The sequence below is a fragment of the Streptomyces sp. NPDC006624 genome, assembly GCF_040611555.1.
In the GTDB taxonomy this organism is placed as follows: domain Bacteria; phylum Actinomycetota; class Actinomycetes; order Streptomycetales; family Streptomycetaceae; genus Streptomyces.
In genome coordinates, this window is sequence record NZ_JBEXOM010000004.1 from 446,744 (window position 1) to 466,021 (window position 19,278).

Consider the following 19,278-nt stretch of genomic DNA (forward strand, 5'->3'; position numbering starts at 1 on the left):
CACGGGTTCGCAGCCGGACGTCTGTCGTGAGGAGGTCAGCCGGACGGCCGTGGCCGGCTCCGGTCCGCGCGGCGCGGGTTCAGTCGTCCTCGTCCGTCGTGCCGGACGTGCCGGACGTGAGGCCGTCGACGTCCTCGAAGGTCTGGAGCAGCGTCTGCGCGTCGATGGCGTCCAGGTTCTTGTCCTTGGTCTTGTTGGCCTCTTCGATCGTGTCGGAGAGGGCCTCCTTCAACTCCTTGAACAGTTCCATCTGGTCACCGAGCAGCTTGTCGATGGCCTCGGCGGCGCCCCGGATGTCCTCGATCAGTGTCGGTCCCGAGACCAGCGGATCGGTGACCATCTTGCCGATGCGCAGGAGTTGCTGCTTCTGGTCCAGGTTGTCCGGGGTGGTGTGCCCGTCGATGAGCTGTCCGAGCGGGCGGATGTTCTTCTCGCCCTCTTCGCGGTGCTTCTTCGCGGCGGTGTACACCGGCTGCACCTCGTAGTCCCGGAAGTTCTCCATCTGCTTGAGGTCGAAGTGCTTGACGTCGGCCTTCTCATCGGCCATGGGACGCTCTCCTGCCGTTCGGTGCCGAAGGGGGCGGGGGGGGTGGCGGCGGTCGGCGGCGCCGGGGCGGGGCGAGGGCTGGGTCCGGCGAACCCCCGCGACGCCGCCGGGTTTCCGGGGGCTTCGGGCGGGCCGTGGGGCCGCCGGGCCGCCCGCACGGCGGTGTTCGTACGGGCGGCCCGGCGTCTCCCGGCTGCGCGGCGCCGGTCAGGCACCGGGGCCGGGCAGAGGCCGGGGCCGGGCAGACGCCGGGGCGGGACCGGGACCCGGAGCCGACCCGGGGGCAGCGCCCCGGACCGGCGAAAGGGCTGCACGGACGGGAGCAGCGGGATCACCACCGCGGCGGGCCGGGAATCCGACGGAACCGCAGGCCCGGAGGATCCCGCCGAGCCGGCGGAACCGGCACCCCGGCGAACGCGCAACCCGGCGGGACCGGGAAGCCCGGCGGACGCGGAAGCCGGCGGGACCAGGAAGCCCGGCGGACGCGGAAGCCGGCGGAACCGGCACCCCGGCGGACGCAAGCCCCGGCCGCCCCCGGCGAACGCGGGACCCGGCCGCTCCCGGCGAGCCGGGCGGAGCCCGGAGCGAGCGCGGCGGGCGCGGGACCCGGACGGATCCCGCGGCCCCGGCCGTTCCGGGTCCCGTGGCCGACCCGGTAGCCCTAACGGGCCCGCACACCGCCCCAGTTGTCCGCGCTGCGGCGCTCGTCCCGGGAGTGGTTGTCGTGGATCATCTGGACCAGCTCCCCGTTGTCGCCGAGCAGCTGGGCCATGTTCTTGGTGGCCTGGTCCCACTCGGCCTGGACCTCGCGGTACGTCTGCTGGTCCGCGCCCTCCCAGGACATGACGAGCGGCTTCAGCTCGTCCTCCAGGTTGTTGAGGGTCTTGATGATCGCCTGGGTCTGGTCCATCAGCTCCTCGACCGCGTGCCGGACCTGGGCGTACTGCACGTCGATGATGCCGTCGGCCATGACGTCTCCTCTCGGGGGGCCGGGCGCGAAGGCCCGGCGGGCTCACGGGGTACGGCCTCACCGCAAGGGGGCCGGTGCCGCGCGGGTGGGGGGTGGGTCAGCGCAGCGCTTCGAAGACGCCCTGGCTGGTCTTGCTGTTGAGGATCTCGGTGAGATCCTGGTTCTCCTTCGCCAGGCGGTTGGCGGAGGTCACGTTCTCCTGGAGCGCGTCGACCATCTTGCTGATCTGGATGACGACCTTCTGCGCCTCGGCGTTCCAGCTGCGGAAGAGCTTCAGCAGGGCCTGGCCCTCGTCGCCGCCGACGCCCGAACGCGCGGCGATCTCGGCGACGTTGTTCTGGATCCGCTCGACCTGGTCCCGGGCCGACTCCAGGGAGGAGACGCCCCCCAAGCCCTTGGCATAGTCCGCTTTCCTCGCGGCACCGTCAGCCATGTCTTGTTCCCTTCGTTCAGGCAGGTCTCGTCGCACCGTTGCACGTTGAGGCTAAAGAGAACCCGGAGTTCCGCGCAACGCGATCGGCTGGTTTCTGAGCATAGGTCAGCCGGACGGAATTCGGTTCTACGGCAACGGAGTTGTGGTCAGGTTGCGCCGCGGTGAACAGGTTGGCCCGCCGATCGGGCGGGAAGACCTGGGACATCCGGCGGCGGCGTGCAATTCGGGCGGGAAACGGGCACGCCGGGGACCCGAACGGTCATCGGGGACGACCGTTTCGGATCCGCGCACACCCACGGTATTTCCGCGCGTCCCGCCGGCCGGATTACTTGAGCTTTTCCTGAGCTTTCATTCGGCTCGAAGTCTTCCCGCGCCCGGCCGGTGTTTTCCTTTCCTTCGGTGCCTTTCGTGTTCCTTGCCGCGATCAGCGTGCGGTGTCGGTTCTGCGCGCGGTGCCCGCCGCTTCCGCCTTGCCGCTCTTGTCCGGCTCGTCGTTCTTCGCCGTGGATCGCCCGGTGCCGCCGGCGGCCCCGCACGCGGGTGCCGTGACCTTCGCCCGGGCGGCGCCCGAGGCGGCGGCCGGGTCCAGGTCCGCCCCGGTGGGGAGCGCGGCGAGCAGGGGCGCCGGGACCGAGCCGATGTCGGAGGCGCCGTAGCCGAGCGCCTGCAGCGCATCCTTGTCGGCCACGCGGTACTTCACGCCGTTCTCCGCCACCAGGTAGGTGGTGCCCGCGTGCGCGGCGCCGCTCGCGTGCAGGGCCCTGACCAGGGCGCCGCTTCCGGGCCGCACCACGGTGGCGTCCGTCGGCGCGCAGGCCGGCTCCAGCGGCTCGGCGGTGCCGTCCGGCACGGCGACGGGGGCGAGCCCGGCCAGCGGGACCAGTACCGACCTGATCCGGGCGCCGCCGTCGCCGCCGTCCACCTGGGCGCACAGCGCGCTGCCGCGCGGCGCGGACTGCGGGGCGGGCGGGGCGTCCGGCAGTTCCGCCGAGCCGGCCGTGCCCGCGTCCTTCGCCCGGTGCTCGCGCAGCGCGTCCGCGCCGACCGTGCGCGCCTCGGGCGAGCGCCCCTGGTAGGCGTCCTTCTGGGTGGCCGGGTCGCCCAGCACCAGGGCGGCGCCGAGCCGGGTCAGCGGCACCAGGCCGTCCTCGCGCAGCAGGTGGTAGGTGCTGCCGCCGCCGGGCACGCTGACCTCGAACAGCTGGCCGATCCGGGTGGCCTCGCCGCCGAGGTCCGGGCCCTTCCCGCCGCGTCCCGGGACCGCGGGGGGCTTCAGCGCCGGGCCGGGGGCGAGGGCGTCGAGGAAGGCCGCGGAGACGGGCATCGGGCGTTCGGCGCCGTAGCCGAGGGCGGTGCGGGCGTCGGAGGCGCGGTCCAGGGGCAGCCTGCTCCCCCGCCACACCAGGTACTCGGTGTCGTCCGGGCCGCGCACCAGCACCCCGCGGTCGGCGCCGACGGCACGGGAGTCCACGGGCGCCCCGGCGACCAGGGTGGTGGCGCCGGGCTCGTTCACGCCGGTGTCGGCCACGGCGCCGGAGGTGTCGGGCAGCGCCCCGTCCGGTCCGGTCACGCACAGGTGCCAGGGGCCGTCGTCGAGCCGACCCGGCTCGGGCACGGTGTCCGGGGCGCCGGGGATGCCGACCGGGGCGCCCACCGGCACGTCCCGCAGCGAAGGGGTGCGCACGTCCGCGGTCGGCAGGTCCGCGCCGCCGATCAGCCGGGCCGAGGCGTAGTTGCGCACCGGGTGCAGGACGCCGTCGCTGCCGGTCCACAGGTACCGGGCGCCGGTGTCGCGGTTGACGACCAGGTGCTCGCCGTCGCGCCAGCCGTCGTTGCCGCCGGGCCGCAGCAGTCCGTAGACGACGGCTCCGGCGCCGATCAGGACGGTGGCCAGGAGGCCGAAGACCACGCCTCGGGTGGTGCGGCCCAGCGGGCTCTCCGGGGCGTCCGGGTCGGCCATGAGCAGGCCCGAGCTGAGCCTGCCCATCATGAACGTGTGGGCGTGTACCTGGTCGCGCTTGGACTGCACGGCCTCTCCTCAACTCCTCGTCGACGTGGTGGCGTTCGAAGGCCGGTCAGCCGAACAGGCCGCGCAGCCAGCCGAAGAGCCCCGCCACCCACAGGCTGAGCGGCAGCAGCGCCACCGCGAGGCCGGTGTGGGCCAGTTCCGCGGCCCGGCCCCAGTACGGCAGCATCCGGCGGCCGGGCACCGTCCAGGCGGCGACCACGAGCGCGGCCGCGGCGGCGAGCAGCACCGCGAGGACCACCAGACGGCCGTCGCCGTCGCTGTCCACCGCCCAGGCGCGGGCGAGCAGCAGCAGCCCCCAGACGCCGGGCACCGTCAGGGTCAGCCGCTGCCCGATGTGCACCAGGCCGCGGGAGTGCAGGAGCAGCAGCACGCTGAGGGTGAGCGCGGTCAGCACCTCGGGCAGGTTCGGGTGCTCGGCGAGGACCACCAGGGCGGCCGCGGCGATGACGCCGGTGGCGGCGAAGAGCGCGGTGACCCAGCGCCCGGCCAGTTCGGTGCGCTCGGCGACCTCGCTGCCGGCGTAGGGTTCGATGCCCTCCTGGAGCTGGCCTGCGGAGGACGGCAGCGCGGGCATCCGCATCCCGGCCAGCTTGAAGGCGAACGGTGCCACGGCCCCGGCGGCCAGGGCGGCCACGGCCGACACCAGCGCCACGGCGGCGGGCGCGTCCAGGCCGGAGTAGCCGATCAGGGCCCCGGCGACGGCGGTGGCCACGGCGACCACCGCGGTGGCCAGCAGGGCCGGTGCGCCGACCGCGGTGGCGGCGAGCGCGAGCACCGCGCCGCCCGCGCCCGCGGCGCCCGCCGCGAGCAGCCGCGCGCCCACCACCCGGGCGGTGTCCGGGCCGGTCAGGTCGCCGCCGGGCAGCAGCCAGCCGGCCAGGGCCAGGCAGGGCGCGACGAGCAGGCCGAGCGCGGTGGCGGACAGCCGGTCGCCGACGGCGCGGCTGGCCGAGCCCGCGCCCGCGAGCAGCAGCAGCCCGATCACGGCAGCGCAGACCGCCCGCAGGGAGCCGGAGCCGCCCACCCCGGGCGACAGCACCAGGACGAGGGCGGCCACCACGGTCGCCACCACCGTGCCCACGAGGAACCCGCGGGCGGCCCCGGGGTGCCAGTCGTGCAGCCGCCGGCCGGCGGTGTCGGCTATGCCGTCCACCAGGTCGTCGAGCCGGGCCTCGGGCAGCGCCTCGGTGTGCGGGCGCAGGTAGAGCACGGCGCCGTCGGCGAGCCCCGCGCGGCCGAGGGTGGTCTCCTCGTCGAGGGGGGCGTCACCGAGCCGCTGGAGCACCCAGCCGGCGTGGTCGAGGCCGGCTTCCTCGGCCTCCTCGCCGACGTAGCGCAGGAGGGTGGGCAGGAGGTCGGCGACCGGCACGTCGGCGGGCACGGCCAGATCGACGGAGACGCTCGGCGCACGTACGGTCAGGCGGCACAGTTCGGCCACCGCACTGTCGGTCATCAGCTGAACTCTCGTCTTCCGTGGGGGGCTTCGACCGGAGGATTGTCCCCGGCAAGGCGAACGTGCGAAGGGTACGGAAAGCCGGGCGCGGCCGTGAACAGGGGGGCCGAAAACGGGAATTGCCTCCCCGCGCTGCCACCTCCCGCGTGGACAGGGCGTGTTCCGTGAATGCAGACTACTGCCTGCGCCCGGCGGATCGTGCTGCGGTCCGGACTCCTCGTCCGGTTCGGAGTCGACCGTCCCGGGAGTCGGCCGTCCCCCGCAATCCGCCGGAAACATTCATCCGCCGTTCACCGTGTCACGGGGGGCCCGGAGATTCGGCGCGGTCCGGTGTTTCCCGCTCCCCCGGGTGTGCCGGTATTCGGCGCGGGCCGGAAAGTCAGTGAAACCGGAGGTTTCGTTCCTTGAGTGTGGTGCTCTTTCGCCGGCCGGCCCGCAGGCGCGGACCGGAGATGCCCGAGGGGCAATTGACCCTCCAGGAGCCGCCGGTCCTCGCCGAGACGGTGCCGGACACCTCGGCCGTGTGGACCTATCTGCCGATGGCGCTGATGTCGGTGTCGATGATGCTGATGTTCCTGCGCCCGGGCGGCGGGAACGGCGTCTTCATGTACCTGGCGATGGGCGTGATGGCGCTCTCCGCCGGTGCCATGCTGCTGGGTCAGCTGATGCGCCGCTCCAGCGAGCGCAAGCAGCGCCTCAAGGGCGAACGCCGGGACTACCTGAGGTACTTGGCGCAGACCCGCAAGCGGGTCCGGGCGACCATCGCCGAGCAGCAGCGGGCGCTGGCCTGGCGCCACCCGGAGCCCGCCTCGCTGCGCTCGCTGGCGCGCACCTCACGGCTGTGGGAGCGCCGCCCGGCCGACGAGGACTTCGGCGAGGTCCGGCTCGCGGTCGGCGAGCAGCAGCTCGCCCTCACGCTGGAGCCGGTGTCCACGCGGCCGGTGGAGGACCTGGAACCGCTGTGCGCGCACGCCCTGCGCCGCTTCATCCGGGCGTACTCGACCATCCCCGAGCAGCCCCTCGGCCTGTACCTGCGCTCCTCGGCCCGGGTGCTGCTGCGGGGCGAGGAGACGCCCGGTGAGGAGTCCTCGGCGGCGGGCGGCGCGCCGGACACCGAGGCGGCACGGGCCCTGGTGCGGGCGATGATCGGCCAGCTCGCGGTGTTCCACGCCCCGGAGGAGCTGTGGATCGCCCTGTGCGTGAGCGACGAGCGGCGCCCCGACTGGGAGTGGGTGAAGTGGCTGCCGCACGCCCTGCACCCGCACGAGGAGGACGGTGCCGGCCAGGTCCGCCGCATCACCGGCGACCTCACCGAGCTGGACGACCTGCTGGGCGCCGAGTTCGCCGAGCGTCCCGGTTTCGACCCGGACGCCCGCCCCGGGCGTGACGAGCCGTACACGATCGTCGTCCTGGACGGTGTCACCGTGCCCGAGGGCCATCGCTGGGAGGGGCACGGCTACCGCAACGCGCTGGCGCTCGACGTGTCCGGGGCGCTGCGCTGGCGGCCCGGCCGCAACACCCTGCGGCTGACCGTGGGGCCGGACCGGGTGAGCCTGGTGCGCACCGACCGCAGCCGCAAGGAGCGCTCGGTGGCGCTCGGCCGGCCGGACCGGCTGGGCCCGCTCGGCGCGGAGTCCCTGGCCCGGCTGCTGGCCTCCCGCCGCATCAGCCTGGGCACCGACATCGCGCAGCCGCTGGACACCGACGTCGAGCTGACCACCCTGCTCGGCATCCCCGACCTGCACCGGCACGACCCGCGCACCCTGTTCGAGCGGCACACCGGCTCCGCACGGCTGCGGGTGCCGATCGCGGTCGGCGTGGACGGCCGGCCGGTGGAGCTCGACATCAAGGAGTCCGCGCAGGGCGGCATGGGACCGCACGGCATGCTCATCGGCGCCACCGGCTCCGGCAAGAGCGAGCTGCTGCGCACCCTGGTCCTGGGCCTGGCCCTGACGAACTCCTCCGAGACCCTCAACTTCGTGCTGGTCGACTTCAAGGGCGGCGCCACCTTCCTCGGCCTGGAGGAACTCCCGCACACCTCCGCCGTCATCACCAACCTGGCCGACGAGGTCGCGCTGGTGGAGCGCATGCAGGACGCCCTGCACGGCGAGCTGATCCGCCGCCAGGAGCTGCTGCGCGCCGCCGGCAACTACACCTCCGCCCTGGAGTACGAGCGGGCCCGCGCGGCCGGGGCGGACCTGGCGCCGCTGCCCAGCCTGTTCGTCGTGGTCGACGAGTTCAGCGAACTGCTGTCCGCGCACCGCGAGTTCATGGAGCTGTTCGTGATGATCGGCCGTCTCGGCCGGTCGCTGGGGGTGCATCTGCTGCTCGCCTCGCAGCGCCTGGACGAGGGCCGCATGCACCAGCTGGAGAGCCACCTGTCGTACCGCATCGGCCTGCGGACCTTCTCCGCCATGGAGAGCCGCGGTGTGCTCGGTGTGCCGGACGCGTACCAGTTGCCGGCCCAGCCCGGCAGCGGCTATCTGAAGTCCGGGGTGGAGGCCCTGACCCGGTTCCGCGCCGCCTACTCCTCCGGGACGTACCGGCGGCGCACCGGCGCGGTGGTGCAGGCCCGGGTGGCCAGCCAGGTGGTGCCGTGGACCAGCGGCTGGGTGGTGCCGCGCACACTGGACGCGTCCGCCGAGCCGGAGCCGGAGGCCGAGGAGAGCGGTGACGAGGAGACCCTCCTCGACGTGGCCCTCGACCGGCTGCGCGACTCGGGGCCGCCCGCGCACCAGGTGTGGCTGCCGCCGCTGGACGAGCCCTCGCCTCTGGACGCCCTGCTGCGGGGCATCGCCCCCGACCCCGAGCGCGGCCTGACGGCCACGGGCTGGTCCGGGACCGGCCGGCTGCGGGTCCCGGTGGGACTGGTGGACAAGCCCTTCGAGCAGCGCCGCGACCCGCTGGTCGTGGACCTGGCCGGGGCGGGCGGCCACGTCGCCGTCGCGGGCGGTTCGCAGAGCGGCAAGTCGACGCTCGCCCGCACCCTGATCGCCGCACTCGCCCTCACCCACACCCCCGCCGAGATCCAGTTCTACTGCCTCGACTTCGGCGGCGGCGGCCTCTCCCAGCTCGCCGCCCTCCCCCACGTCGGCGGGGTCGCGGCGCGGCTCAACCCGGAGCGGGTGCACCGGGCCGTGGCCGAGGTGATGACGCTGCTCGCCCGCCGTGAGCAGTTCTTCGTGGACCACACCCTGGACTCCATGCAGTCCTACCGCCGCCGCAGGGCCGCCGGGGAGTTCCCGGACGAGCCCTTCGGCGACGTGTTCCTGGTCGTCGACGGCTGGTCCACGGTCCGCCAGGACTACGATGACCTGATCCCGAAGTTCAACGAACTCGCCGCCCGCGGCCTCAACTACGGCATCCACCTGATCATCACGACGACCCGCTGGGTGGAGTTGTCCGCCCAGGTCCGCGACCAGGCCGCGACCCGGCTGGAGTTGCGGATGGGCGACCCGATGGACTCCGAGATCGACACCCGCAAGGCGCGCTCGGTGCCGCGCAGCGGCGGCCGCGGCATCACCGCCGACAGCGGGATGCACTTCCTCGCCGGCCTGCCCCGCCTGGACGGCAGCGGCTCCCTCGACGACCTCGGCGAGGGCGTGGCGCACCTGGTCGGGGAGGTCTCCCGGCACTGGTCGGGCCCGGCCGCCCCGCAGGTGCGGATGCTGCCGCACCGGCTGCCGCTGGCCGAACTCCCCGCGCCCGAGGCCACCGACGGCGGCGGCATGCGCCTGCCGCTCGGCATCGACCAGGACGCCCTGGAACCGGTCTGGCACGACTTCAGCCGCACCCCGCACCTGATCGTGGTCGGCGACACCGAGAGCGGCAAGACCAACCTGCTGCGCCGCGTCACCGAGGGCATCACCGCCCGCTACGCGCCCCACGAGGCGAAGATCATCGTGGTGGACTACCGCCGCACCCTGGTGGACGCGGTCCCGCAGGAGTACCGCATCGGGCACGTGATCTCCCTGGACAATCTCAAGGAGACCATCGACGGCGCCGCCCGCGCGCTGAAGACCCGCGTCCCGGGGGCGGACATCGCCCCGGCCCGTATGCGCCAGTGCGACTGGTGGACCGGTCCGCGCCTGTTCATCCTGGTCGACGACTACGACATGGTCTCCGGCAACTCCTTCCAGAGCCCCTTCGAGCCGCTCTTCGAGCATCTGACCCTCGGCTTCGAGATGGGCCTGCACCTGGTCGTCGCGCGCAGCGCCATGGGTGCCGGGCGGGGTCTCGGCGACGCCCTGCTCCGCCGCCTCGACGAGGCCAACAACCCGGCGGTCCTGCTGTCCTGCCCGCCGACCGAGGGCCGCCTCTTCGGCGACGCCAAGCCCCTCAACCTGCCCCCGGGCCGCGCCCTGCACGTCGCCCGCCGCCGGGCACGGCTGATACAGACGGCGCTGGTGGAACAGGAGAACTGAGCGACGCGGGGAGCCACTTGAGTGGCTCCCCGCGGCCGTTGGGTGTGGCGCAGGAGGCGCACTTCGGCCTGCGGCGGGTACGCGGCGGAGGCCAGGGCCGGCCACTGACCGCCGAGGCTGACCCTGTTGGGCGCGACGCCGCTCCCCACCCGTCTCCGCCGGGTGCCGGCCGTGGGCGCTGGCCCGGGGAGGCGCCCGCCCTGGGGCGCGGTCGCGGCGGATGGCAGGGCAGGTCTGAGGTGCCCCTCTCGCCAGCCGGATACGGCCGGCACAGCGCGCCAGCCGGGTACGGCCGGCGCATGAGCCCGGTCTGGGTCCAGTCGCCCCCCGTGCTCCCGCCCCCTTCCACCGGACGCCGACTGCGCCTCCCCGTACGGCAGGCCCGTACGCCGCCGCGCCGGGCGCCCGCCCGGGGGTCGGCAACCCCGTTCACGGCAGTGCGCACGAGCGGGTACGGCCGGCCGGTGCGTGGGCCCGGCCTCGGGTCAGTCGTTCGCCGTGCTTCCGCCCGGCTGCGCCGGGCGCCAGCCGCGGGCGCGGGCCCGGGGGAGGACGTAGGCGGCCCAGAGGACGGCGAGGACGCCCGCCGAGCCCGTCAGGACGAACAGGAGCGCACGGCCGGTGGCGTGGTCCGCGGCGGAGGTGTCGCGGACGGTCACCGGAGCGGCGGCGCGTTCGGCGGCGGCCGGGGCGCCGGGGTCGTCGAGGACGGCGGTGACGGCGGCGTAGGGGTCCAGTTGGGGGATGTCGGCGGGGTAGGCGGTGGCGGTGAGGCGGCGGGCGACGGCGTCGGGCGCCTCACCGGGGTGGGCGGCGCGGGCCACGGCGGCGGCTCCGGCCGCGTAGGCGGCGGCGACCGAGGCGCCGCCGCCGAGGTAGTGGCCGGCGCCGCGCGGGCCGCCGGAGACGACCCCGGCGCCGGGTGCGGCCAGGTCGACGCCGGTGGTGGGCAGGGCGCCGTCCGGGCGGGCGCCGCCGGGGAGCATGTCGGCGACGGAGAGGACACCGGGTTCGGCGGCGGGCCAGTAGGTGCGGGACGGGATGTCGTCGGTGCCGCCGCGCGGCGCGTCTGGGGTGGCCGCGGCGACCACCACCGCGCCCGCGCGGCGGGCCTCGGCGACCGCGCGGGTCAGTTCGGCGTCACGCTCCGGCAGGGCCACCGCGACCGCGATCACCTCGGCCCGCGCCTCGGCCGCCTCGCGCAGCGCCGCCGCGACCAGGCCGGCGGTCGCCCGGCCGCGCCGGTCGGTACCGCGCAGGGCCAGGATCTCGGCGCCGGGGGCGACCCCGGCCAGGCGCGGGCTGTCCCCGCCGGTCCCGGCGATGAGCCCGGCCAGGAAGGTGCCGTGCCCGACGCAGTCGTCACCGGCCTGGCCCCGGGCGGTGACCCGGCCGTCGAGTCCGGCGGCGCCGGGTGCGACACCGGTGCCGATCAGGGCGACGGTCACGCCCGCGCCGGTGGTGTGCCGGTGCAGCCGGTCCAGGTCGAGGCGCTGGCGCGACCAGTCCTGCTTCTTCGCCTTCTCGCGGGAGGCCGGCGTACAGGTCACCTCGGGCGCCTCCGGGTCGAACGCCGAGGGCATGGCGGGCAGTTCCTGGCCCTTGGCGCCGTCGGCCGCCGGAGCGGGGGCGGCGGTGGGCAGCAGCAGGGCGGCGGCGAGGCCGGCGCCGGTCACGAGGCGGACGGCAGCCCGGGTGGGCCGCCTCACCGGCCGGCCGCCTTCGGTGCGGCGGCGACGACGTCCTCGGGCAGGAGGATGCGCAGGTCGTCCAGGGTGGGCGCGGCCAGCGAGCTGAGCCGTCCCGCCTGGCGGGTGATCATCGACTCGACGACCTGGCGGGCGAGTCGGGCGTTGCCGAAGGACCGGTCCCGGGGCAGCGCGTCGAAGTACTCCTTGAGCAGCGCGCCGGTGCCGGGGCCGCATTCGTAGCCCATGGCCGCGGCGTGGGAGCGCACGATGGTGACCAGTTCCTCGGAGGAGTAGTCGGCGAAGGCGACCCGGCGCGGGAAGCGCGAGGACAGGCCCGGGTTGGAGGCGAGGAAGCGTTCCATCTCGTCGGTGTAGCCGGCGACGATGACGACGACCTCGTCGCGGTGGTCCTCCATCAGCTTCAGCAGGGTGTCCACCGCCTCCTGGCCGAAGTCGGCGCCGCCGCCGCGCGGGGTGAGGGTGTACGCCTCGTCGATGAACAGCACGCCGCCGCGGGCCCGTTCGAAGACCTCGCGGGTGAGCTGGGCGGTGTGGCCGATGTAGCGGCCGACCAGGTCCGCGCGGGCCGCCTCGACGAGCTGGCCCCGCTCCAGGATGCCGAGCTGGGTGAGGATCTGCCCGTAGAGGCGGGCGACGGTGGTCTTGCCGGTGCCGGGCGGCCCGGTGAAGACCAGGTGGTGGCTGAGCGAGGGCACCGGCAGTCCGGCGGCGGCGCGGTGGCGGGCCGTGGTGATGAGGTTGACCAGGTCCGCGACGTCGCGCTTCACCTCGGCGAGGCCGACCATGTCGCCGAGGCGGGTCAGCGGGTCGTCGTCGGGGGCGGCGGTCTCGGCGGCCCGCGCGGCGGCGGTGGCGGAGACGTCCTCCGGCAGCAGCAGCCGCAGGTCGCGCTCGCCGACCTGGTCCTGGGAGGCGAGCCGGACCGCCTGCCGGTCCACCATCTCCTCGAACACCCCGCGGGCGGCGCGGCCGTTGCCGAAGCCGGAGTCCCGGGGCATCGCCTCGAAGTGCGCGGCGAGTGCCTCCGCGGTGCCCTCGCCCAGTTCGTACTGGTGCTGGGCGCACATGTTCTCCATGATCGCGACCAGTTCGGGCACCGAGTAGTTCTCGAACTCGACGGTCCGCGAGAAGCGGGAGGCCAGGCCGGGGTTGGAGCCGAGGAAGGACTCCATCTCCCGGGAGTACCCGGCCGCGACGACCACCACGTCGTCGCGGTGGTCCTCCATCAGCTTCAGCAGCGTGTCCACGGCCTCGCGGCCGAAGTCGGCGCCGCCGTTGCCGCTGTCGGCGGTGAGCGTGTACGCCTCGTCGATGAACAGCACGCCGCCGAGGGCTCGTTGGAAGGTCTCGGTGGTCTTGATGGCGGTGCCGCCGACGACCTGCGCGACCAGGTCGGCGCGGGAGACCTCCACGAGGTGCCCGCTGCGCAGCGAACCCAGTTCGGCCAGGATCGCCCCGTAGAGGCGGGCGACGGTGGTCTTGCCGGTGCCGGGCGGCCCGGCGAAGATCAGGTGGCGGCTCATCGGCGGTGCGGACATGCCGAGTTGCTCGCGGCGCTGGGCGAGCTGGGTGAGGTTGACCAGGGTGCGCACCTGCTGTTTGACGTTCTCCAGGCCGATCAGCGCGTTGAGGGCGCCGAGCGGGCCGTCGGCGCGGTCCGGCGATGGCCCGTCCGCGGCGCCGGAACCGGCCGGGTCGGTGTTCTCGGCGCTGCCGCTGCCCCAGGCGTCGCGCTTGCCGTTGCCGGTGCTGCTCAGCCCCTCCACGGCGAGCCGCTCGCCGGGCACGGTCTGCACCAGGCCGCCGCCCTCGTTCTCCCGGGCGAGGCAGTTCACGAGCGAGACCGGCGCGGTGGTCTCCACCCGGAAGCCGTCCTGGGCGCCGCCGGTCGCCTCGCAGCCGCTGAGCGAGGCGAACGCGCCCTCGCGGAGCAGGAAGCCGTGCCCCTTGGGGGCGTGCACGGCGGTTCGGTTGGCGGTCAGCTCACCGCCCGCCGCCACGACCACGCCGTCCTCACCGGACGCCTCGACGCGGAAGTCGCGGACCGTGACGTTGCCGCCCTCCTCCACGACCAGGCCGCCCGCGGCGGCCTCGGAGACCCCGCCCCCGGCCAGGTAGAGGGTGCTGCCGGCGGCCACCCGCACCCCCACGCCGCCGGGCCGTACGACCTCGCAGTCCTCGATCCGGCCCCGGGCGTCCTTGACGGCCGCGACGCCGTCGCCGGAGGGCTCCACCAGCCGGGCCCGGCGCAGCAGCGGATTGGCTCCGGCGCGCACCGCGACCGCGGGCGACCCGCCGATCACCTCCAGACGGTCCAGTTCCGCGGCCGAGTCCTCCTCCAGGAGCAGCCCGGTGTCGTCGCAGTCGCGGACCGTCAGTCCGGTCAGCGCCGGGGAGGCGGCTCCGGCGACCCGCAGGGCCGCGCCCTGCGCGCCGTCCACCCAGCAGTCCTCGAAGGTGCCGCGGGCCCGGTCGGTGACCAGCACGCCGTGGCCGCGGGTGCGCGAGACGCGGCAGCGGCGCAGCACCGGGTCGGTGCCCCCGGCCAGCGCGATCCCGTTCCCGGAGGCGCCGGTGACGCGGACGTCCTCCAGCGTCGTACGGCCCGCGCTGCTCAGGTGCACGCCGGTGCTGGTGTCGTGCACGACCGTGCGGACCACCGTCACGGCGCTGTCCTGCTCCAGGGCGAGGGAGGGCTTGTCGGTGGAGGAGATGTCGCAGTCCTCGACGGTGCCGCGCGCCTCGCCGTTGGCGAGCAGGCCGTTGCCGCGGGCGCCGCGCACCGTGCAGCCGCGCAGGCGGGCCTCGCCCTGCTCGGCGAGGACCACGCCGCTGGTGCCGAGGTGTTCGAGGGTGCAGGACTCCACGGTGGTGGGCGTGGTCGAGGTGACGACGATGCCGGCGCCCTGCGGGTTGCTCACCCGGCAGTCCCGCAGCGCGAGCGAACCGGTGCCCCCGGCCAGCATCGCGGTCCAGGCGGCTCCGACGACCTCGCAGCCGTCGAGCGCGGCCTGCCCGCGCCGCACGTCCACGGCCGGCAGCTCGGCGTCGCCGCCGCGCAGCGTCAGTTCGGAGAGCATCACGGCGTCGGCGCGCAGCGCGAGCACGCTGCCCGAGCGCGGCCGGATCTCGACGGTGCCCCGTCCCTCGGCGGCGGTGAGGGTGACCCGGGTCTGGATCACCAGGTTCTCGGCATACGTCCCGGGCCGGACGCTGATCAGCGCACCGGTACGGGCGGCCGCGAGTGCCTCACCGATCGTCCGGTAGCGGTCCCGGTCCCCCGGACCGACCGTCAGTACCTGGCGCGACACGCACCAACCTCCTTGCCACGAGGGCGTCTTCAGCGGGTGCCCCCTTCGGCGGGGGCGGGAGTCGGCGAACCGACGGTGCCATCATGCCTCGCCCTCGGGGCGGGCGGACGGCGGGAGCGGCGCTCCCTGTGCGGGGGCGTCCGTCAGACGCTCCACTTCTGGTTGTCGCCGCCGTTGCAGCTCCACAGCACCAGCCAGGCGCCGTTGTCCCGGTTGTTGTCCTTGATGTCGACGCACTTGCCGACCACGGTGTTGACCAGGTCGTGGGCGCCGTTCAGCACGAATTTCTGCGCGTTGTTGCCGTTGCACCAGGCGATCTGGATGGGGGTGCCGTCGCTGAAGTCGGCGTTGGCCACGTCCAGGCACTTGTCCTTCATGCGGATGGTGCCGTCGGAGGCGAACCGCCACTGCTGCGCCTGGCTGCCGTTGCAGTCCCACACGAACAGCTTCGCGCCGTCGCTGAAGTCGCTCCACGGTACGTCGATGCAGCGGCCCGAGAGGTGGCTGCGCAGGGCGACGGGCGAACTGAGCGTCACCCCCGAGCCTCCCGAACCCCCGCCCCCCGGGGCGCCCTTGGCCGTGTCGGCCTTGGTCCCGCTCCCGCCGTCCTGCTTCTTCTTCGGCTCGGCGTCGTCGCCGGAGTCCTTCCGCGCCGCGTCCTTGTCCGTGTCCTCGGCACCGTCCGCGCGCGCGGCCTTGTTCTTCGCCGGGGCGGACCCGGCGCTCTCCGGCACCGCCTTCTTCGGCTTGTTCCCGTCCTCGCCCTTCTCGGGGTCGCCGGGTGACGGGGAGCCGGACTCGGTCACCGCGAACTGGCCCGGTGCCTCCTGCGCGTTACCGCCGAGCACGGTTCCCGCCGCCGAGGACGTCCCGCGGTCCTTGTCGGCGTGCCCGCCGAGCACCAGGAAGGGCACGGACACGAGCAGCGCCCCCGCGACGGCGGCACCGGCCAGGACCGCCTTGCCCGGCCGCCCCACGGGCCCGGCCTGCTGCTGCGGCCGGTCGATCGCGGTGGCGGTCATGGTGCGCACGAGCGCGGGCAGCCGGCTCTTGGCCGCCGCGGCGGCACCGGGGTCGGCGTCGGGGTCGGTGTCCCGGTTGGGGGTGGGGTCGGTGTCCCGGTTGGTGGCGGTGGCGGGTTCGGTGTCCCGGTTCGTGGCGGCGACGGAGGCGGGGTCGGTGTCCTGGCCGGGGGCGGGGTCGGTGTCCCCGTTGGTGGCGGAGGCGGGTTCGGTGTCCGGGTCGGCGGTGGCGGCGGCGCCGGGCTCGGCGGCGGGCTCGGCGGCGGGCCGAGGGGCGGAGGTCGCAGCGCCCTGGGCGGTGGTCTTCTCTGCCGTGCCGGAGCCGGGGTGCGTCGCCGCCTCGGGGCCGGTCTCGGGGCCGGTCTGGGGGTCGGTCTCGGGAGGGGTCTCGGGAGAGGTCCCGGCCTCTGTCCTCGTCCCGGTCTCGGTGGCCTGCCGGGCCGCCCCGGTGCCGGCTTCTTCCGGTGCGGCAGCGGCTTCCGCGGCCTCGGGCGTCTCCGCACCGCCGGTACCGGATAGCGCCCGCGAGGGCGTGGGGTCTTGCTGGGCCGAACGTGTCACGGGGTCCTCCCTGCGGTGTGGGGCCGGAGTTCGGGAGACGGGTCTGTCGGGTCGTTGGAGGGGGCGGCCCGGGAGCCGGAGGAGTGGGCGGCGGCCCGGGAGCCGGAGGGAACCTCGTCCTCGCCACGCTCCCGCTCCCGCTCCGTCGCGTCGGCGTCCGTCGCGGCTGCCGTGTCGTCTCCCGCCGCCCTCCGGGGAGCGAGGAGAGCGTCCGCCGGGACCAGCAGGGGGGCCGCGGCCCCGGCGTTGGCCATGAGCAGGGTGCCCGAACCGCTCAGCGAACGGGCCAGCTCACGGGCCGGAAGTGTGTCATGCCGAAGTGCCGGGGACATGAACGCGTGTGCCTCGGAGGTGAACAACAGCACCACCGGCGCCCCGTCCGCCCCGTCGGCCGTGAGCGGCCCGCCGTCCGGCCCGCGCGGCACCGTGATCTCCGCCTCCGCGAGCGCCGCGACGGCCTCGTCCACCGAGCCGTAGCCGGTGGCCGCCCGTTGCGCCGCCGCGTCCACCGGGTCGGTGGCCTCGGGCCAGCCGAGCACGCGCGGCGAGGGCCGGTAGGCCGGGTTGGCACGGTACTCGCCCACGTCCCCGCTCTCGTCCGACCGCCACTCCCCCAGCACCGCCCACTCCGGTGGCGTCCGCCGCTCGGTCCACTCCGGGTCCACCATGCCGATCCAGTGGCCCGGCGCCCGGCGGGCGGCGGTCCGTACGGCCTCGGGCACGGCGTCGGGGGCACCGCCGGAGCCGTCGGCGCCGGGTGACTCGGGGGCGGCGGCCGGGCCGGAACCGCCGGGCGCCGCGGGCAGGGCGCCGCGCCTGCCCTCCTGCCGTTCTCCGGGCCGCATCTCCACCTGAACTCTTGGGGCCGTACGAATACGTGGTCTGCCGAGCGGTATGCGCGCACGCCGACACTGATCAGATCGGGGAGCCAACAGAATGCCACACACACCCGGTCCGTATCCGCCCGGAGTTGATCCGTATCGGCCTCAACGCGTGCCCGTTTCCTGCCCGTTCCGGGAACTTTCCGGGAGCAGGGGGGCGCGGACGGACATAGCGACGGGCCCAGAGGGATGGGGGGACCGGCAACTACGGCCGTCAGGGGCTAAGTTGGCTCCGGCATCGGTCGCCGTCCACGCACGGTCCGTGCGGCCGGGCGTTCGGGCCCGGGTGCGCTCGATCGGCCCGCGGTCACTGCCGGACACACCGGCCTACGGCCGGCCCCGCCGCCGCGCAGGCGCCATCCCGTCATCGACAACGCGACAGCCGCGACAGCCCCGCCATCGAGGAGGAGCACCGCATGTCCCGCCAGAACCAGACCCCCGGGGCGAAGGCGGAGGCGGCCACCGCCCTCGGACCCGGATCCGGCACGAGGCCGACGGAGGAGCCCGCCTCCGAGGAGTCCGCCACCCCCCAAGGACAGCCCGCCGGCACGGCGGTGCAGACGCCGTCCGGCAGCCCGGAGTCCGGCCCGCCCCCGGCCACCGAACCCGCCGAACCCGCCACACAGGCCGCACCGGCTGCCCAGACCGCTGAGTCCGCAGAGCCCTCAGCAACCGGCACGCCCGCCGCCCGGGCCGCAGAGTCCGCAGAGTCCCCGGCGACCGGCACGCCCCCCGCCCGGACCGGCGAGCCCGCCGCCGCCCGCACCACCGAGACCACCGAGAACCCCGAGACCCCCCAGGCAGTCGCCGTCGCTGCCGCCGCCACCGCGCCGCCCGGCGTCACGGCTGGCACCGGCACGGACAGCGCACGGCCCCGCAAGCCGGTCCTGGCGGGTGCCGCGATCCTCGGCGCGGCCCTGGTCGCGATACCGCTGCTGCTGGCCGGAAGCGCCAAGGACGAAGGACCCCGCGACAGCGCCAAGGGCCTGGCCGCCGAGGGCTCCGACACGGTCCTGAACCCCGAGTCGTCCCCGGCCGAGCTCGGCGACTACGTGGCCGGGAAGCCGAGTGCGTCGCCGAGCAAGGAGAAGCCGGCGAAGCCCGCGTCCCCGAAGCCCGTCGCCCCGCGCCCTGCCGCGCCCGCCCCGGAGCCCGAGCCGACCGCGTCCGCGAAGAAGAAGCCCTCGGCCAAGCCCAAGCCCAAGCCGACCCCGTCCCCGCGGCCGAACTGGAGCACCGAGACCGTCTACGCCACCAGCGTCCTGGAGGTGAACCAGGCCTGGACCACCAACCGCATCCGCATGGTCATGCAGACCGACGGCAACCTCGTGGTCTACAACGAGCACGGCAAGCCCACCTGGGCCTCCATGACCTTCGGCCAGAACCACCGGGCGATCTTCCAGACGGACGGCAACCTCGTCATCCACAACGGGGACGACCGCCCCATCTGGGCCTCCAAGACCCATGGCAACGAGGGCGCCCAGCTGGTGCTGCGGGCCGACGGCAAGGTGGTCATCGTGCAGCACGGCAGGGCGATCTGGTCGACCTGACGACGCGGTCGCCGCAGGCACGGCAGGACAGGGAGCCGGCGGCGGTCACCGGTCCAGGACAGCGCGGCGGAGCGCCCGCCGCTCACTCGCGGTGGTGGCGCCCCAGACGCCGTCCGTCTCGCCGTGCCGGACGGCCCAGTCACGGCAGTCGATCAGCACGGGGCAGCGTCTGCACACCGCGCGGGCCGGGGCCGTGGCCGCGGCCGTCTCCGCCAGCGGGAAGAACAGCTCGGGATCCTCGCCCACGCACAACGCCTGCGCGTGCCAGCCGATGTCAACATTCCAGGACGCGGGTGAGCGCGCCATACCGCACCTCCAGCAGCCGACCGGTACGTCGGTGTCACCGCGGCAGCACGAGCCGCGGTCCCGGCAGAGGTGAACGCCA

12 protein-coding genes are annotated in these 19,278 nt (G+C 74.9%); 2 read left to right on the forward strand and 10 right to left on the reverse strand.

Annotation, left to right across the window (positions count from 1 at the left end; all coding sequences use genetic code 11):
* Positions 1-79: 79 nt before the first annotated feature.
* From ABZY20_RS10620 to eccD, 5 genes are all read right to left on the reverse strand, one after another.
* Positions 80-547, reverse strand: a complete 468-nt coding sequence (locus ABZY20_RS10620) for a type VII secretion system-associated protein (protein ID WP_356439543.1) — start codon at positions 545-547, stop codon at positions 80-82.
* 661 nt (positions 548-1,208) lie between these two features.
* The gene (locus ABZY20_RS10625; protein ID WP_356439546.1) at positions 1,209-1,517 is read right to left on the reverse strand and encodes a WXG100 family type VII secretion target; all 309 of its coding nucleotides are present in this window, start codon (positions 1,515-1,517) and stop codon (positions 1,209-1,211) included.
* Positions 1,518-1,614: 97 nt separating this feature from the next.
* Entirely contained in the window at positions 1,615-1,950 is a 336-nt protein-coding gene (locus ABZY20_RS10630) for a hypothetical protein (RefSeq protein ID WP_356439548.1), read from the reverse strand.
* Positions 1,951-2,374: 424 nt separating this feature from the next.
* A complete protein-coding gene (eccB, locus tag ABZY20_RS10635) occupies positions 2,375-3,979 on the reverse strand; it encodes a type VII secretion protein EccB (RefSeq protein WP_356439549.1) in 1,605 nt (534 codons plus the stop codon).
* A 46-nt stretch (positions 3,980-4,025) separates the two neighbouring features.
* Positions 4,026-5,432: a type VII secretion integral membrane protein EccD gene (gene eccD / locus ABZY20_RS10640; RefSeq protein ID WP_356439551.1), complete on the reverse strand. Its 1,407-nt coding sequence runs from the start codon at positions 5,430-5,432 to the stop codon at positions 4,026-4,028.
* Between the two features lie 452 nt (positions 5,433-5,884).
* Here eccD and eccCa point away from each other — a divergent pair, with 452 nt between their 5' ends.
* A complete protein-coding gene (gene eccCa, locus ABZY20_RS10645) occupies positions 5,885-9,856 on the forward strand; it encodes a type VII secretion protein EccCa (protein ID WP_356439553.1) in 3,972 nt (1,323 codons plus the stop codon).
* A 485-nt stretch (positions 9,857-10,341) separates the two neighbouring features.
* Here the strand turns inward: eccCa and ABZY20_RS10650 are convergent, their stop codons facing one another.
* The 4 genes from ABZY20_RS10650 to ABZY20_RS10665 all read right to left on the reverse strand — a co-directional run bounded on the left by ABZY20_RS10650 (position 10,342) and on the right by ABZY20_RS10665 (position 17,307).
* Positions 10,342-11,532, reverse strand: coding sequence for a S8 family serine peptidase (locus ABZY20_RS10650; RefSeq protein WP_356439556.1), 1,191 nt, complete (start codon positions 11,530-11,532; stop codon positions 10,342-10,344).
* A gap of 29 nt (positions 11,533-11,561) precedes the next feature.
* Positions 11,562-14,879 (reverse strand): right-handed parallel beta-helix repeat-containing protein, encoded by a 3,318-nt coding sequence (locus ABZY20_RS10655; RefSeq protein ID WP_356439558.1) that lies wholly within the window; start codon positions 14,877-14,879, stop codon positions 11,562-11,564.
* A gap of 143 nt (positions 14,880-15,022) precedes the next feature.
* The gene (locus ABZY20_RS10660; RefSeq protein WP_356439560.1) at positions 15,023-16,462 is read right to left on the reverse strand and encodes a ricin-type beta-trefoil lectin domain protein; all 1,440 of its coding nucleotides are present in this window, start codon (positions 16,460-16,462) and stop codon (positions 15,023-15,025) included.
* Entirely contained in the window at positions 16,459-17,307 is an 849-nt protein-coding gene (locus ABZY20_RS10665) for a type VII secretion system-associated protein (RefSeq protein ID WP_356439562.1), read from the reverse strand. The genes ABZY20_RS10660 and ABZY20_RS10665 overlap by 4 nt, the downstream gene beginning before the upstream one ends.
* A gap of 452 nt (positions 17,308-17,759) precedes the next feature.
* Between ABZY20_RS10665 and ABZY20_RS10670 the strand changes: the two genes are divergently transcribed.
* Entirely contained in the window at positions 17,760-18,893 is a 1,134-nt protein-coding gene (locus ABZY20_RS10670; RefSeq protein ID WP_356439564.1) for a mannose-binding protein, read from the forward strand.
* A 45-nt stretch (positions 18,894-18,938) separates the two neighbouring features.
* On the opposite strand, the gene ABZY20_RS10675 is transcribed toward ABZY20_RS10670, so the two are convergent.
* Positions 18,939-19,199 carry a WhiB family transcriptional regulator gene (locus ABZY20_RS10675; protein ID WP_356439566.1) on the reverse strand — a complete coding sequence of 87 codons (261 nt, stop codon included), beginning with the start codon at positions 19,197-19,199 and terminating at the stop codon, positions 18,939-18,941.
* Positions 19,200-19,278: the final 79 nt, after the last annotated feature.

Excerpts from the sequence above, each read along its gene's own strand:
- ABZY20_RS10665 (WP_356439562.1), bottom strand. The coding sequence starts at position 17,307 with ATGCGGCCCGGAGAACGGCAGGAGGGCAGGCGCGGCGCCCTGCCCGCG.
- eccD (WP_356439551.1), bottom strand. The coding sequence starts at position 5,432 with ATGACCGACAGTGCGGTGGCCGAACTGTGCCGCCTGACCGTACGTGCG.
- ABZY20_RS10620 (WP_356439543.1), bottom strand. The coding sequence starts at position 547 with ATGGCCGATGAGAAGGCCGACGTCAAGCACTTCGACCTCAAGCAGATG.
- ABZY20_RS10675 (WP_356439566.1), bottom strand. The coding sequence starts at position 19,199 with ATGGCGCGCTCACCCGCGTCCTGGAATGTTGACATCGGCTGGCACGCG.
- ABZY20_RS10630 (WP_356439548.1), bottom strand. The coding sequence starts at position 1,950 with ATGGCTGACGGTGCCGCGAGGAAAGCGGACTATGCCAAGGGCTTGGGG.
- ABZY20_RS10625 (WP_356439546.1), bottom strand. The coding sequence starts at position 1,517 with ATGGCCGACGGCATCATCGACGTGCAGTACGCCCAGGTCCGGCACGCG.
- eccCa (WP_356439553.1), top strand. The coding sequence starts at position 5,885 with ATGCCCGAGGGGCAATTGACCCTCCAGGAGCCGCCGGTCCTCGCCGAG.
- ABZY20_RS10670 (WP_356439564.1), top strand. The coding sequence starts at position 17,760 with ATGTCCCGCCAGAACCAGACCCCCGGGGCGAAGGCGGAGGCGGCCACC.